This is a genomic window from Catenisphaera adipataccumulans, from assembly GCF_014202755.1.
Classification (GTDB): Bacteria; Bacillota_I; Bacilli_A; order Erysipelotrichales; family Erysipelotrichaceae; genus Catenisphaera; species Catenisphaera adipataccumulans.
In genome coordinates, this window is the sequence record NZ_JACHHK010000005.1 from 114166 (window position 1) to 130283 (window position 16118).

The following is a 16118-nucleotide window of genomic DNA, read 5'->3' on the forward strand; positions in this document are numbered from 1 at the left end:
TTCTCTCGGAATGTGTGATAATTGTGGGAAAATGCGGATATTTTGTCAAAATAGGCCATTTTTGTACCAAAATAATGCAAAAGCCGCCCAAAATTCCTGTCGGGTGGGGACAAATCCCGTAAAATACGGGTGGGGAATATGCTATAATAACAACACATAAAGAGGAAGTTTTATGATCAAAAAAACAGTTCAGGAAATTGCCCGTATGGCAGGCGGCGAACTGATCGGATGTGACGATCCGGCCGCTTTCGTCTGCGGGGTTTCTATTGATTCACGTACACTGAATGAACATACATTGTATATACCGATGATCGGGGCCCATGTCGACGGGCATCAGTTTGTTGAACAGGTGCCGGGGGTTTCTCTGTGGCAGCGTGATCACACGCCGCTGCCGGCGCACCGTCCGCTGATCCTGGTCAATGATACAGAAAAAGCGCTGCAGGCGCTGGCCGCATCCTATATGGATACCCTTTCCTGCAAAGTGATCGGCATCACGGGCAGCAACGGCAAGACCGGTACCAAAGATATTTTCTGCAGTGTGTTTGCCCAGGCGAAAAAAACGCAGAAGACCCAAGGCAATCGGAACAACGAATTGGGCGTGCCGCTGACGATCCTGGAACTGGATGAAGACTGTGAGATCGCAGTGATCGAAATGGGTGTGGAAAATCCGGGCGATATTGATTTTTTGGCAACGATGGTCCGGCCGGATATTGCCGTGATCACGAATATCGGCAGTGCCCATATGGAAAATCTCGGCAGCAAGATGGGCATCGCGCGTGCCAAGTGTGAGATCTTAAAGAACTTAAAACCAGGAGGCTTGTTTCTGTACAACAGCGACAGTCCGGAAATTGCGGCCGTCATGGCGGATATGGAGATCGATCCGTCCAAGCGCATCGTTTCATTTGGGACCGACGGCATGATTTCACTGACTTCGCCGGTCGAAACGCGGAAAAACGGGATCTCCTTTACTTGTTCCGCACTGCAGGAACGGGTGTTCATGAACACGCTGGGAACGTTTCAGGCATTCAATGCCCTGCCGGCTATTTATGCGGCCAAAGATGCAGGCCTGAGCGAAACGCAGATCCTTTATGGTTTATCGCATTTGGAAATGACCAAGATGCGCACGCAGCTGATCGAAGTCGGTAAAGCCGTGATCTTGGATGATACCTATAAATCCAATCCGGAAAGTGCACAAGCCGCCATTGATACGTTGATGACGCTGCCGACGGCCAAGCATTATGCATTTTTAAGCGATATGTTGGACTTAGGCGATAATGAAAAACGTTTACATGAAATAATCGGCGAATACGCTTTAGAAAAAGGATTGAATGGAGTATATTGTGTAGGAGAACGGTCGCAGGCAACGGCTGAAGCTGCCGGAAAGATCGGTCATTGGTACGCTTCGAAAGAAGCAGCCGTAAACGATCTGCTTCCGCTTCTGGATACCGACTGCGCACTTTTAGTGAAAGGCAGCCGGGCCATGAAGATGGATGAAGCCGTTCAGATGTTACGGGAGGTAGAAGTATGAGCAAGTTAAAATTGGGGGTCATTTTCGGCGGACAGAGCAGTGAGTATTCGGTGTCTTTGCATTCAGCCGGATCGTTTCTTCGCCAGATCCACCGCGAACGATATGAACTGACGATGATCGGTATCGATACGCGCGGCCAATTTTACATATATGACGGACCAATCGAAAAAATTGAACATGATCAATGGAAAGAAAATGCCGTGCCGTGTGCCTGGGTGCACAAGGGCGTCATGCCGCTGGACGGTTCGAACCGTGCCATTGTTTTTGACTGTGTGTTCCCGATCCTGCACGGCAAAAACGGTGAAGACGGCTGTATCCAAGGCTTGTTGGAACTGATGAACATTCATTATGTCGGCTGCGATGTGCTGAGCAGCTCCATGATCATGGATAAAGAAATCATGCACATTTTATGCCGCCAGGCGAACATTCCATGTGCGGACTATGTTTGTTTACGCGAAGATGAACCGCATCCTGGCTTTGAAGAATTAAGCGCAAAACTGCCGCTGCCATGGGTCATCAAACCATGCAACGCGGGCAGCAGTTACGGCGTCCAATTTGTATCCGAAAAGGAACAATACGAGGATGCCATCGCTGAAGCGTGGAAATACGACGGCCGCGGCAAACTGCTTGTGGAAGAAGCTGTCGATGGTTTTGAGATCGGTATGGCAGTCATGGGCAACCGGGAACTGACGACTGGTAAAGCGGATGAGATCCGTATCCACGGTCATATTTTTGATTTTGAAGGAAAATATGAGATGAAAGGGGCCGAGATCATCTGTCCGGCCGAGATCGATGAAGACACTTTCAAACGGGCGCAGGAACTGGCCTGCCGTGTTTATCGGACCATGAACTGTACCGGTATGGCACGTGTTGATATGTTCGTGCTGCCGGATAAAAAAGTGATCCTTAATGAACTGAATACAATTCCTGGCTTTACGGCAACCAGCCGTTATCCGACGATGATGAGCGAAGCCGGTCTGGAATTTCCGGATCTGATCGACCGTCTGATCGATCTGGCCATGGAGCGCGAGGTCGGCGTATGTTAGAGGCACGCAGCCGTGCCTGGGCCGAGATCGATGAACAAGCCATCGTTCATAATTTGGCCGAAGTACAGAAACTTGTCGGTAAAACCAAGATCATGGGCATCGTCAAAGCCAATGCTTACGGGCACGGGGATGTAGCTTGTGCAAGGGTGCTGGCAGATGCTGGTGTGGATTTTTTTGGCGTTTCCAGTGTTGATGAAGCACTGAATCTGCGCGATCATGGCATTACGCAGGATATTTTGATCCTCGGTTATACACCGCCGGAACATTTTCACTATTTATATGAAAAAAATTTAGTACAGTCGTTATGCAGCTATGCTTATGCACAAAAACTGAATGATTTTGCCGGAGCGCATCACCAAGTGATCCGCGCTCATTGTAAAGTGGATACAGGAATGAACCGGACCGGCGTGATCTATCAACCGCAGGAAAAACACATGGACGAGATCCTTGCGGAATACCGCCTGCCGCATGTTCATACCGAAGGAATTTTCTCGCATTTTCCGGTCAGCGATGACTTGCAGGAAGACAGCCGGACCTTTACAGAACGACAGATCCGTTTGTTTCAAGAAGTGCTGAACGGCCTGCAGGAACAAGGCATCGATCCGGGCATCCGCCATATTCAGAATAGCTACGGCATTCTGAATTACGGTGATTTAGGAATGGACTACTGTCGGCCGGGGTTATTGTGGATGGGCGTCACTAGTGATGATGCGATCCCGATCCGCAGCGATCCGGATTTTATTCCGGTCTTATCTTTGTATGCCAATGTCAGTGTTGTGAAGACCATCCAGCCGGGCATGACGGTCAGCTATGGACGCCATTTTACGGCAGAAAGACCGACCAAGGTGGCCACCTTGTCGATCGGTTATGCGGATGGCCTGCCGCGCCTGGTATCCAACCAAGGATGGGAAGTTTTGATCCACGGACATCGCTGTCCGCAGATCGGCAACATCTGCATGGATCAGTTGATGGTCGATGCGACAGAGGTACCGGATGTGCAGGAAGGAGATACAGCTTGTCTGGTTGGTACGCAGAACGGTCAGCGTGTAACGATCGATGAGATCAGCCGGAAAGCACATACGATCAATAACGAAACCTTGTCAGCTTTGGCTGCACGGGTTCCGAGAATGAAAAAAAGAGGGAAATGAAGTGGCAAGAAAAAAGTACGGTGCAATTGATATTGCGAAATATATCTCAGCTCTGCTTGTAGTATGTATCCATACATATCCGTTTTATGAAGTTTCACCAACGTTTAATATGTATTGGATCCAAACGCTCTGCCGTATGGCAGTACCGTTTTTCTTTGTAACTTCGGGATTCTTTTTCTTCCGCAAATGGGAGAAAGACAATGAGGAAGCCAATTGGACCAACTTAAAAAAATATGAATCCCGTTTATTGAAATTATATTTGATCTGGACCGTGATATATCTTCCGTATACGATCTGGGATTATACCCGTGCGCAGTTTAAATGGTATCACATCTTTGCTTATCTGCGCGATTTGATCCTGAACGGAAGTTACTATCATTTGTGGTTCTTCCCGGCATTGATGCTTGGAATGGCTATCGTTTATGGACTGTACCGCCGGTACGGGATGAAACACACATTGTTCATTTCACTGATCTTGTACTTGATCGGTTATATGATCAACGTTTATACACCGCTCTGGGAATCGGGCCGCTGGCCGTACGTGACTTTCTTTTTTGGCTTTTTCACAAAAGTCTTTACGACGTCGCGCAACGGCATCTTCTTTGGACCGATGTTTATTTCCATCGGGCTGCTGCTTTCGCGGACACGCCGTCTGCCGCATCGGGTCTCGGTGATCGGCTGGGCCATCAGTTTTGTGCTGCTGATCATCGAAGTGTCGCTTTATGACCGGGCTGGTCTGCTGCGGGACTTAACGAGCATGGACTTGATGTTGGTTCCGTGTGTGTATTTCCTGGTCAACGCCCTGCTGACGGATGATCGGCCGTATAAAGCCCGTTATCTGAATATGCGGCATGAATCCTTGTTGATTTATACCTCACATATTCTGTTTGCGAAGATTTTACTGGCCGTGATGCCCCATGCCCATCTGGTCGTCTATTTCCTGACCTTGGGACTGGCGCAGTGCTTTGCCACGGCTGTACTGACATTAAAAGACCGCTATCCAGTTTTAGAGAACTTATTATGATCCGATTGTTTCAAGTAAAATGCGCAAGTGAAGATCAAAAAGAAATTGAAGCGCGTATACTGAAAAAACTCCATATAGAAAAAAGAGATCTTTTCGCATGGTCGATTCATCGCAAAAGCGTGGACGCGCGCCATCGCGAGATCTTTTTTTCGTATACTGTAGATTGTTCGGTACGAAATGAACAACGTTTTTTAAAACGGAAAGATATTCAGCCGACCCCGGACGAAACCTATCACCCGGCCCAGCCGGGCAGCCATCCGCTGAAGACCCGCCCGTATGTGATCGGCTTCGGTCCGGCGGGCATGTTTGCCGCTTATACATTGGCACAGGCAGGCTATTGTCCGGTCATCATTGAACGGGGCAGCCGTATTGAGCAGCGCCGGCAGAAAACGGAATCGTTCTGGCACGGCGGCCCGCTGGATCCGGAATGTAACGTTCAGTTTGGCGAAGGCGGCGCCGGTGCCTTCAGCGACGGCAAATTGACCACCCGCAGTAAAGATCCCCGCTGCCGCAAGGTCCTCAGCGACCTTGTGCACTTAGGCGCCGATCCGGAGATCCTGATCGATCAGCATCCGCACATTGGTACGGACGCTTTTGAACAAATCATCATTGCGCTGCGCAAAGAAATTGAACAGTTGGGCGGCACGTTTTGCTTTGACGCCCGCCTGGATGATCTGCAGATCGAAAACGGTAAGCTGACCGGGATCTGTGTGAACGGCAGCTGGTCAGACTGCAGTGCTTTGATCTTGGCCATCGGCCACAGCGCCCGTGATACTGTGATGATGCTCCATCACCGCGGGCTGGCCATGGAAAACAAACGCTTTGCGGTCGGTGTCCGCATCGAGCATACTCAGGAATGGGTCAACCGAGCGATGTTAAGGGACCACAGCACAGATCCTCGTTTAATTCCGGCCCGTTATCAGCTGACGTATACCACGTCCGCAAATAAAGGCGTGTATACATTCTGCATGTGTCCGGGCGGTTATGTGATTTCTGCCTGTGCCCAGCCGGGACATCTGGTCGTCAATGGCATGAGCTATGCCGACCGCGGCGGGACCAATGCCAACAGTGCGCTGTTGGTTCAGGTCGATGCTTCGGATTACGGGAATGAGCTCTTTGCGGGCCTGCATTATCAGGAAGCCATCGAACAGAAAGCCTATGAAGTGGTCGGCGGTTATCAGGCGTGCTGCCAGCGGGCCGACGATTATTTATACGGCGGCAAGCATGCATTTACGGTCCAGCCGACCTATCAGCCGGCCGTATCTGCCGTTGATCTTAATACGGTACTCCCGATGCCGGTCAATGATGCCCTGCATGAGGCACTGCCGCATTTTGAGGCCAAAGTGCCTGGGTTTGTTTCTTCCGGAGCCGTTCTGACTGCCCCGGAAACGCGCAGCAGTTCGGCTGTCCGCATCGTCCGGAACACGGACCTGACTGCCGGATTTACAGGCGTGTATCCATGCGGAGAGGGCAGCGGGTATGCCGGCGGGATCATGACCAGTGCTGTGGACGGGATCCGCTGTGCAGAGAAACTCATTGAATATTTTGCGTACGGACAGTAAAATAAATCCGAGGTAATAAGATTTGTGAAATTATTCAAACCCGATTACTATATCTCAAGCTACAGGAATTTGGATGTCCGCCGCTTGAAAGAAAATCACATCCGCCTGCTTTTATGCGACATTGACAATACGTTGGCCGGTCCGCATGAACGGGATGCCGATGTACAGGTTGCACAGTTTCTGCGGCGGGTACAGCAGGCCGGCATCGAAACTATGATCTGTTCTAATTCGCGGCCTTCGCGGGTGCGGCGCTTTGTCAAAGACCTGCCGGTCGATCAAGCATATGGGTTTTCTTTTAAACCATTGGTTTATCAGCTGAAACGGGCGATGCACCACGCTCATACGGATGCAGCGCATACGGCCATCATGGGCGATCAGATCTTCACGGATATTCTTGGCGGGAACCGCATCGGCTTGTACACGATCTTAACGAACCCGGTTTCAACATCGGATAAGGGGGTTACCATGTTGAACCGTTTACTGGAAAAATTTGTTTTCCGTTATTTAGAGAAAAAATATTCGTTCAGGAAAGGGGATTACGATGACTGAATATTGTAAAGGATGCGGCATCAAGCTGCAGAACGAAGACCCGGAAGCATTGGGCTATACGCCGACTTTGGATGCGGCCTATTGCCAACGTTGTTTCAAGCTGCGTCATTACGGGGAACTGACCGTTAATATGCAGAAGGGCATCAATGCCGAAGAGACTTTCTCAAAAATATTAAGCATTCACGGTCTGGTCTTCTGGATCGTTGATATATTTTGTTTTGAGTCCGACTGGATCACACGGATCAATAAACGGCTGCCGGATACAGATATTATAATGATATTGACCAAGCGGGATGTGCTGCCGTTGACCGTGACGGATGAAAAATTGCTGGATTTTGTCAACGCGCGTCTGCAGGAAGAAAATGTACAGGTCAAAGATATTTTGATCTGCGGCAATCTGCGGACCCGTTCGCCAAAGAGCCAGCTTTCCGAACCGGGACAGGCTGCGATCGACCGGATCCGTGCTGCTATAGAACGGGAGCGAAAAGGCCGTGATGTCGTTTTCATGGGAACGGCCAATGCCGGCAAGTCGACTTTGTTGAACCGTCTTTTGGAAGGCAAAGACCTGACGACCAGTCATAATCCGGGCACGACCCTGGATCTGGTACCGATCCCGCAGGACGGCTATACGATTTATGATACGCCGGGCATTGAGAATCACCACAGCATGCTTTCGTATCTGCAGCCGGAAGATCTGAAATCGGTCATTCCTGTGAAGCCGATCCGGCCGTTTGTTTCACAAGTTTATGAAGATCAGTCGTTTGCGGTCGGCGGTCTGGCCCGGCTGGATGTCGTGATCAAGGGGAAAGTCAGTGTTGTGGGATATTTTTCCCGGCAGCTGAAAATCCACCGCGGCAAGCTGGCGAATGCAGATGACTTGTGGAAAAAACATTTAAATGAGATGCTTGTGCCGGCTGTCGATACGTCGCTGCTGACGATGCATACCTATCAGATGCCGAAGTTGAAAGGAAAAATCGATGTCGTTTTCCATGGCTTAGGCTGGTTCTGCATCAGCGGCGAGGTCGAGTCGGTTTATGCGAGAGTACATAAAGGGGTGCAGGTCACCTTCAGAAAGGCGATGATTTAGTGTTATCCAAAGCAGATAAGAAATTGTTAAGAAAAAATGCCCAGGCTTTGCGGCCGATCGTCCAGGTCGGCAAAGACGGTATCGGTGAAAATATGATCCGTTCTTTGAACAATGCGCTGGAAGCGCGGGAACTGGTCAAATGTACACTGCTGAAAACCAGTCCGGTCGGCAGCCGGGAAGCAGCCATCGAATGTGCCGGGCGCACCCATAGTGAAATCATACAAATCATCGGTCATACCTTCGTGCTCTATCGGCGTTCCGATAAAAACATCATGGGGCTGAAGAAATGAAGATCGCTATTGTAGGGGGTTCCTTTGATCCGGTGCACGAAGGCCATATCGCCATGGCAGAACAGGCCGTCACCACATTGGGCTGTGACCAGGCTTGGTTCATGCCTTCAAAAAAGACGCCGCTCAAAGACCGCGGCCTGACCGACGATGTACATCGGCTGGCCATGCTCAAGATCGTTGCTGCCCGCAATGATCGTTTCCGCGTCTGTACGATGGAACTAGAACGCCAAGGGATCAGTTATACGGTTGATACGCTGCGGCAGCTGAAACAAATGTATCCGCATGATACGTTTTACTGGCTGATCGGCAACGATCAGCTCAAGCAGTTCGCGGATTGGAAAGAGCCGGAGACGTTGGTCAAACTGGCACACTTTGTGTGCTTTGACCGCAACGGTGAGCTAAATGATACGAACTATGCGATCCAACGCTGTCATATGCCGATGATGCCGGTCTCTTCCAGTGAGATCCGCTGCGGCAACAAGCTGAACTATCTGCCGCGTGAGGTGCTGAATTATATATATGATCATCGTTTATACGTAAAAGGATTTATCGAAAGCCGTGTCAAACCGCATCGATACCGTCATAGTGTATCCGTTGCCAATTTATGTGAAGAGATGGCACGGGCCAATCACTTGGACACGCAGAAAGCATATTATATTGGTTTATTCCATGATGTGGCCAAGGCGATGCCGAAGCAGGCGATGATCCAATGGATGGATATTCTCTGCCCCGAAAACGAAGCCTATCCCGTACCGGTATGGCATGGTTTCGTCGGCAGCGAGATCGTCGACCGCATTTTCTATATCGATGATCCGCAGATCAAGGCTGCCATCTATCATCATGTGCTGGGAACCAGCACGGATCCTTATGCGGAAATCGTCTTTTGTGCCGATAAGACCGATCCGCTGCGCGGGTATGATTCTTCGGCAATGATCGAAGCTTGTAAAAAGGATATTGACGCCGGCTTTGCCTGGTGTAAAGAGGAAAATAAAAAGTATTTAAATCAATAAGAAAGGAAACGAATGGAATTAAAAGAAGTTGTCATTCAAGCCATTTTAGAACGTAAAGGAACTCATGTCGTGGATTACGACTGCCGTACATTGACACCGTTTGTGGACGATATGATCGTTGCTACAACGATGAACCTGCGTCAGAACAACGCGATTGCCCGCAACATCAAAGATAAAGTGCGGGAAGCCGGTTTTCAAATTGATATCCGGCAGGAAGGGGAATCCGATTCCAAGTGGATCTTGATCGACCTGCAGGAAGTGGTCGTCCATCTGTTCGTGCAGGATGAACGGCAAGTCTATAAGATCGACCGTTTGTACGAAGACTGTCCGAAGGTAGAGTACGATGTATAACCGACTGGCTTCCTATTACGATGACCTGGTCCAGGATGATGAAGCGACCCAGGCCTGGGTCAGCTGGATCGAATCGTATACAGCGCCCGGCCCGTTTTTGGAACTGGCCTGCGGCTCCGGGGAGATCACCCGCAGATTGGCGCAGGACGGCTTTGATGTGACCGCCCTGGATCTCAGTCCGGAAATGATCAGCCGGGCGGCACAAAAATGTTCAAATGTCCGCTTTTTATGTCAGGATATGACACGGCTGGAGAATTTGCCGACGTATCCTGCGATCGGCTGCTTTTGTGACAGTTTCAATTATTTGATCGAACCGGAGGAAGTCCAGGCGTTTTTTCATCAGGTCCATGATCATCTAAAAACAGATGGATTGTTTCTGTTTGATACGCACGCGCTGGACCGGCTGACAGAATTTCAGAACGAGTGGAATGAAACGGGCCGTTTTACCGACGGGACCGATTACCAGTGGTCGATCGAGAGCGAGGATGACTGGATCTATCAGGATTTCGCGTTCTATCTGCCTGATGGGCAGACCATGCAGGAACATCATCTGCAGCGGGTCTACCAGCCGGAGGATTTATCTGAATGGGCAGCGCCGTGGTTCGATCTGGTCGATGTCAGGACAGATTTTGATCAGAAAGGAATCGTTCCAGGCGAAAAATATTTCTATGTGTTAAGGAGGAAAAATATATGATCGGAATTATTGCGGCGATGGATGTCGAAGTTGAAGCCATCGAGTCCGTTGCGAATATTCAGGGAACCAAGACCATTGCCGGTGTGCAGCTGGATCATGGTACGATCGGCGGCAAGGACGTCGTGATCGGCAAGAGCGGGATCGGAAAATCGACCGCGGCCATGACAACGGCCATCATGTGTATGGAATATGATCTGGAGGCCTTGATCAATGTCGGCACAGCCGGCGGGCTGAAAGAAGATGAACAAGTGCTGGATATCGTCATCAGCGATGAAGTGGTGCAGGCTGATTTTGATACCTCACCGATCGACGGCACAGCCGGCATCGGTCTGGTGTATCCGGTCGATGCGAATATGACCGCATCGTGTGCGAAAGCCGCAGAGGCAGTCGGCATCCGATATCATGTCGGAACCATTGCCAGCCAGGATCTATTTATGGCCCGGCCGGAAGATTTTGAAAAACTGATGAGCCGTTTTCCGCAGTCGGCTTGTTCCGAAATGGAAGGCGGTGCCATTGCTCAGGTTGCGACCTCGTTCCAGGTGCTATTTGTGATCGTGCGCTGCTTAAGCGATGTCGTACATCACACAGACAATCCGATGGAATTTTCTGAATATGCAGAAAAAGCCAGTCAACAAACTGCCAAGCTGATCCGCAGTTGGATCGAAGCACGCTAGAAAGGAGATAAACATGGCCAAAGAAAGTCGTTTTAATCGTCGCTTTACCGCTTTATTGTGGATCATTCTGATTTTCATGATCTTGGTTCTTTGGTCATTGTTTATCAGCGGGCCGAACCGGATCAAGGAAGCCGTCGAAGCGCAGAATATTGCGGTCATCGAAAAGAAGGTGCCGGGCATAAAAGGCGTGACGGTGCATCAATTTGACTATAAAACGTATCAGGGCTATACAAGCAAGAAGCTGTATTGGTTTGATGCCAACGGCAAGATCATCACGACCCGTAAGATGAGCACATTGGATTACGATAAAGCGGAAAAAATGGCGGCCGATAATTACGGCATCAAAGCCGAGTCCATCGAACTGGGCTATGGGTATGACAATCCGTGTTATGTGATCCAAGGAAAATGGGACATGATCTTGATCGATTATGATACATTTGAGCGAGTGTATCAAAGGGAGCTGCAATAATGGAATGGAATGCAAGTTATGTGGATCATTTGATGTGGATCCTTGACCATTTACAAGATCTGCATCTGGACCCCGAAGAGACCGTGGTCTTGTTTCTGATCGAATTTGCGAACCGTACCGGACGCAATATCACGCATGAATGGATCAGTGAAAAGACTGCCTTGGATGTAGAAAAAATCGAATCGGTTTTTCTGCGTCTGTCGGACAAGGGCTATCTGACGACAAAATTGGAAAACGGCAGTCTGATCTTCGATATTTCCGGTGTCGCGCAGGAAAACAATGACGGCACCGCGCTCGGACAGCCGCTGGTCGCACGCTTTGAAGATGCGATGAAACGCACTCTCAGTCCGAATGAGATGCAGCGGATCCTGGATATGGCAGGTGCCTACGATGAGCGGATGGTCATCTGTGCACTGAATGAAGCCATTGTTTACGGCAAAGTAAACCTGAACTATATTGAAACCATTTTAGTCCGATGGCAGGAAAAAGGACTGAGCCCGGAAGATGTGGAGAATGGAAAACGATGAATGCGAATGAAATTGTCGATGAAATGGAGAAATTATTTCCGCATGCACGATGCGAACTGAATCACGAAACGCCGTATCAATTATTGGCGGCAGTCGTGCTGTCCGCTCAGACGACCGATGCATCGGTGAACCGGGTCACTCCGGCGCTGTTTGCAGCATACCCGGATGCTGCAGCCATGGCAGAGGCTGATGTGAACGACATTGCACACTACATCCACAGCATCGGGCTTTACCGCAATAAAGCCCGCTCGCTGAAAGCGATGAGCCGGGCATTGATGGAACGTTACAACGGCGAAGTGCCTTCTTCGTTCAATGATCTGGAATCTTTGCCGGGAGTCGGACGGAAAACAGCGAACGTCGTGCGTTCGGTTGCTTTTGATATTCCCAGCTTTGCGGTCGATACACATGTTGAACGTGTCAGTAAACGTCTGGGTCTGGCCAAGCCGGAAGACGATGTCCGCAAGGTGGAAGAAAAGCTGAAGCGGAAGATCGACCGGGATCGTTGGAATCAGGCGCATCATGATTTCATCTTCTTCGGCCGGTATCAGTGCACCGCACGCAATCCGAAATGTGAAGATTGTCCGTTTGCGGATTTTTGTAAAAAAGAGAAGCTGGAAGCTTATAAGAAAAAACGATAAGAAATTCACTGAGGCATTGATGATTCAATGCTTTTTCTTTATTGATTTTGAAAACCTAGGTTTCGTGCTATGATAAAACCATGAATATTTTACGTTCGTATGTAAGAAAATATAAAAAAGAAAGTATCATTGCCCCGGCGTTCAAGATGCTCGAGGCGTTTTTTGATTTGCTTGTGCCGCTGGTGGTCGCCGACTGTATCGATGTCGGCATTGCCGGCAATGATAACAGTTATATTCTGCGCTGTTTTGGGATCCTGCTTGGCTTGGCAGCCATCGGCTTGGCCTGCAGTATCATTGCCCAGTATTTTGCGGCTAAGTCCGCTGTCGGCCTGGCCTGTGATCTGCGGCAGGCGATGTTTGATCACATCCAGACGCTGTCTTATACGGAACTGGATGAATTGGGCACGGATACGTTGATCACCCGGCTGACCAGTGATATCAACGAAGTGCAGAATGGCTGGAACATGGCGCTGCGGCTTCTTCTGCGCAGTCCGTTTATTGTCTTTGGTTCGATGATCATGGCCTTTACGATCGACCGGCGCTGCGGCTTGATCTTTGCGGCTGTTATTCCGCTGTTGGCAGCTGTGATCGCGTTGATCATGCGCACCTGCATTCCGATGTTTCAGAAAGTGCAGGAAAAACTTGATGTTCTGCTGCGCCGCACGCGGGAAAACCTGACCGGTGTCCGTGTACTGCGTGCCTTTTGTAAAGAACAAGATGAGATCGATGCATTCCATGCCCGCAATACCGCCCTGACACAGATGAATGAGAAGACCGGCCGCATCAACGCGCTGATGAATCCTCTCACTTATGCCATTGTGAATATCGCCGCGATCCTGCTGATCCGTCAAGGGGCTGTCCAAGTCCAGTTGGGTATCATTCAAACCGGGGATGTTGTGGCTTTATACAACTACATTGCACAGATCATCGTCGAACTGATCAAACTGGCCTCCTTGATCGTGACCATCAACCGTTCGCTGGCATGTGCCCGGCGGGTAGCCGATGTGCTGGCGGTGCAGCCGTCGATGACCTTCGGGAAGGAAACGGATGATCCGCAGGAAACTGTCCTTACGTTTGACCACGTATCCATGACCTATCCGCACGCAAAAGAACCCGCGCTCAACGATTTGAATTTTATGGTCAAACAGGGGCAGACCATCGGTATCATCGGGCCGACCGGGAGCGGCAAAAGTACGCTTGTTCATTTGGTGGACCGTTTCTATGATGCGGATCAAGGCACGATCACGATGGATGGGAAAAATATCCGTGCTTACCAACGCAGCAGCCTGCGGCAAATGATCGGCATGGTCCCTCAACAGGCCGTTTTGTTTAAAGGAACGATCCGGGACAATTTAAAATGGGGCAATGAAAATGCCGACGATGAAACGTTGTGGCAGGCTCTATCTATTGCACAGGCAGAAGATGTCGTGCGTCGGAAAGCCGGCGGACTGAATGCAGAAGTGGAACAAGAAGGACGGAATTTTTCCGGCGGGCAGCGCCAACGTTTGACGATTGCCCGGGCCTTGGTCCGACAGCCGCGCATTTTGATCCTGGATGACAGTGCGAGCGCCCTGGATTATGCGACTGATGCGAAACTGCGCCGGGCACTGCGCCAGCTGCCCATGACAGTTTTTGTCGTTTCCCAACGTATTTCAGGCGTCCGCGATACCGATCAGATCATCGTTTTGAATGACGGCGAACAGGTCGGCCTCGGTACCCATGAGGAATTACTGAAGAGCTGCCGCGTCTATCAGGAAATTTATGCATCACAGGGCAAGGGGGCTTCCGTATGACACAAAAAGAAACCGTCCGCCGTATCCTTCAATTCATCCGTGTGTATCGGATCCAAGTCGTGCTCAGTTTGATCCTCGCAGCTGTTTCGGTCTTTTTAAGTCTGTATATTCCCATTTTATTCGGTGACATGATCGACTGCATCGTTTCGCCGCAGCACGTGAATTGGTCATTGATGGGGATAAACGGCCGCCGCATTTTTGTGCTGATCATCGGTTATGCGGTCAGCACCTGGACCATGAATGTCATCAATAATCATATTGCCTATCAAGTCGTCAAAGATATGCGCGATCAAGTCATGGAAAAGATCCAATGTCTGCCGCTTTCTTACCTTGATCAGCGCGAGACCGGCGATCTGGTACAGCGCGTGATCGGAGACATCGATCAAATTTCTGACGGCCTGCTTCTTGGATTTACGCAACTGTTTACCGGTGTGCTGACGATCTTTGCGACATTGGTCTTCATGTTGGTAAAAAGCGTGCTCATTACGATATTTGTCGTCGTATGCACGCCGCTGAGCTTTGCGGTGGCACGTTTTATTGCTTCCCGTTCCTATCGTATGTTCCGGCTGCAGACGCAGACACGGGGCCGGCAGACGGGCTTGATCGATGAGATGATCGGCCATCAGAAAGTCGTGCAGGCGTTTGATCATCAGGACCGAGCTTCGGCTGCATTTGCGTCTTTGAATGATGAGCTTCATGCATACAGCTGGCGGGCCGTTTTCTACAGCAGTCTGACAAATCCATGCACACGCTTTGTCAACGGTATCATCTATGCCGGGGTGCTGGTCTTCGGCGCCCGGCAGATCCTTGCGCATGCGCTGACCATCGGCGGCTTATCCGTACTGCTGAATTATTCCAATCAATATATGAAGCCTTTTAATGACATCAGCAGCGTCATCAGTGAACTGCAGAATGCATTGGCTTGTGCTGCACGGGTCTTTGAACTGCTGGATGCCCGTCCGGAATCAACGGATCCGGCTGCGGAACTGAGTGATGTAAAAGGTGATATTGCGGTCTGTGATGTGAATTTTTCTTACGATCGGAACAAGCCGCTGCTCCGGCATATAAATGTGCATGCAAATGCGGGCCGTAAGATCGCGCTGGTCGGTCCGACCGGCTGCGGCAAGACCACCTTGATCAATTTACTGATGCGTTTTTATGATGTGGATGCCGGATCGATCCGCATCGACGGCATGGACATCCGCGATGTATCCCGGGCGTCTTTGCGGCGGTCTTTTGGTATGGTGCTGCAGGAAACGTGGATCCGGCAAGGAACCGTACGAGAAAATATCACCCTTGGCAAACCGGATGCTGCGGATGAGGAAATTTATGCGGCAGCGCGGGCTGCTCACAGTTATGAATTCATCCGGCGGCTGCCAGACGGTCTGGATACGGTTTTATATGCGGACAGCCTCAGTCAGGGACAGAAACAGCTGCTCTGTATCACTCGCGTCATGCTTGTGCATCCGCCGATGTTGATCTTGGACGAAGCCACCAGCTCGATCGATACCCGGACCGAAGTGCTCGTTCAAAAAGCGTTCGATGCTCTGATGAAAGGCCGGACGGCCTTCGTGGTGGCCCATCGGCTTTCGACCATACAGAATGCCGACTGGATCCTGGTCATGAAAGACGGACAAATCATTGAACAAGGAACACATGCCTCGCTGCTGGCGGAGCATGGCTTCTATGCGCAGCTTTATAACAGTCAGTTTCAGGCATAAAAAAACA

Annotated in this window: 17 protein-coding genes; all 17 read left to right on the top strand. The window is 50.2% G+C overall.

Annotated features, from left to right (window positions below; translation table 11 throughout):
* Positions 1-172: 172 nt before the first annotated feature.
* Positions 173-1528: a UDP-N-acetylmuramoyl-tripeptide--D-alanyl-D-alanine ligase gene (locus HNQ47_RS07420; RefSeq protein ID WP_183328761.1), complete on the top strand. Its 1356-nt coding sequence runs from the start codon at positions 173-175 to the stop codon at positions 1526-1528.
* Positions 1525-2574 carry a D-alanine--D-alanine ligase family protein gene (locus HNQ47_RS07425; RefSeq protein ID WP_183328762.1) on the top strand — a complete coding sequence of 350 codons (1050 nt, stop codon included), beginning with the start codon at positions 1525-1527 and terminating at the stop codon, positions 2572-2574. The genes HNQ47_RS07420 and HNQ47_RS07425 overlap by 4 nt, the downstream gene beginning before the upstream one ends.
* Positions 2568-3722, top strand: coding sequence for an alanine racemase (alr, locus tag HNQ47_RS07430; protein ID WP_183328763.1), 1155 nt, complete (start codon positions 2568-2570; stop codon positions 3720-3722). The genes HNQ47_RS07425 and alr overlap by 7 nt, the downstream gene beginning before the upstream one ends.
* Position 3723: 1 nt before the next feature.
* Complete coding sequence (locus tag HNQ47_RS07435; RefSeq protein ID WP_183328764.1) at positions 3724-4746, top strand: acyltransferase family protein; 1023 nt, start codon at positions 3724-3726, stop codon at positions 4744-4746.
* On the top strand, positions 4743-6308 hold the full coding sequence (locus tag HNQ47_RS07440) for an NAD(P)/FAD-dependent oxidoreductase (protein WP_183328765.1): 1566 nt from the start codon (positions 4743-4745) through the stop codon (positions 6306-6308). Before HNQ47_RS07435 ends, HNQ47_RS07440 begins: the two co-directional genes overlap by 4 nt.
* Positions 6309-6323: 15 nt before the next feature.
* Entirely contained in the window at positions 6324-6857 is a 534-nt protein-coding gene (locus HNQ47_RS07445) for a YqeG family HAD IIIA-type phosphatase (RefSeq protein ID WP_343052949.1), read from the top strand.
* Positions 6850-7944 (top strand): GTPase, encoded by a 1095-nt coding sequence (locus tag HNQ47_RS07450; RefSeq protein ID WP_183328767.1) that lies wholly within the window; start codon positions 6850-6852, stop codon positions 7942-7944. The genes HNQ47_RS07445 and HNQ47_RS07450 overlap by 8 nt, the downstream gene beginning before the upstream one ends.
* Positions 7944-8234, top strand: coding sequence for a YhbY family RNA-binding protein (locus tag HNQ47_RS07455; protein WP_183328768.1), 291 nt, complete (start codon positions 7944-7946; stop codon positions 8232-8234). Before HNQ47_RS07450 ends, HNQ47_RS07455 begins: the two co-directional genes overlap by 1 nt.
* Positions 8231-9244 carry a nicotinate (nicotinamide) nucleotide adenylyltransferase gene (nadD, locus tag HNQ47_RS07460; protein ID WP_183328769.1) on the top strand — a complete coding sequence of 338 codons (1014 nt, stop codon included), beginning with the start codon at positions 8231-8233 and terminating at the stop codon, positions 9242-9244. Before HNQ47_RS07455 ends, nadD begins: the two co-directional genes overlap by 4 nt.
* A 12-nt stretch (positions 9245-9256) precedes the next feature.
* A complete protein-coding gene (gene rsfS / locus HNQ47_RS07465; RefSeq protein ID WP_183328770.1) occupies positions 9257-9595 on the top strand; it encodes a ribosome silencing factor in 339 nt (112 codons plus the stop codon).
* Positions 9588-10289 carry a class I SAM-dependent DNA methyltransferase gene (locus tag HNQ47_RS07470; RefSeq protein WP_183328771.1) on the top strand — a complete coding sequence of 234 codons (702 nt, stop codon included), beginning with the start codon at positions 9588-9590 and terminating at the stop codon, positions 10287-10289. The genes rsfS and HNQ47_RS07470 overlap by 8 nt, the downstream gene beginning before the upstream one ends.
* The gene (locus HNQ47_RS07475; protein WP_183328772.1) at positions 10286-10963 is read left to right on the top strand and encodes a 5'-methylthioadenosine/adenosylhomocysteine nucleosidase; all 678 of its coding nucleotides are present in this window, start codon (positions 10286-10288) and stop codon (positions 10961-10963) included. The genes HNQ47_RS07470 and HNQ47_RS07475 overlap by 4 nt, the downstream gene beginning before the upstream one ends.
* A 13-nt stretch (positions 10964-10976) precedes the next feature.
* On the top strand, positions 10977-11432 hold the full coding sequence (locus HNQ47_RS07480; protein ID WP_183328773.1) for a hypothetical protein: 456 nt from the start codon (positions 10977-10979) through the stop codon (positions 11430-11432).
* The gene (locus HNQ47_RS07485) at positions 11432-11959 is read left to right on the top strand and encodes a DnaD domain-containing protein (RefSeq protein ID WP_183328774.1); all 528 of its coding nucleotides are present in this window, start codon (positions 11432-11434) and stop codon (positions 11957-11959) included. The genes HNQ47_RS07480 and HNQ47_RS07485 overlap by 1 nt, the downstream gene beginning before the upstream one ends.
* Positions 11956-12597, top strand: a complete 642-nt coding sequence (gene nth, locus HNQ47_RS07490; RefSeq protein WP_183328775.1) for an endonuclease III — start codon at positions 11956-11958, stop codon at positions 12595-12597. The genes HNQ47_RS07485 and nth overlap by 4 nt, the downstream gene beginning before the upstream one ends.
* Positions 12598-12677: 80 nt before the next feature.
* Positions 12678-14390 carry an ABC transporter ATP-binding protein gene (locus HNQ47_RS07495; protein WP_183328776.1) on the top strand — a complete coding sequence of 571 codons (1713 nt, stop codon included), beginning with the start codon at positions 12678-12680 and terminating at the stop codon, positions 14388-14390.
* Positions 14387-16111 (top strand): ABC transporter ATP-binding protein, encoded by a 1725-nt coding sequence (locus HNQ47_RS07500; protein ID WP_183328777.1) that lies wholly within the window; start codon positions 14387-14389, stop codon positions 16109-16111. The genes HNQ47_RS07495 and HNQ47_RS07500 overlap by 4 nt, the downstream gene beginning before the upstream one ends.
* The last annotated feature ends 7 nt before the right edge of the window (positions 16112-16118 follow it).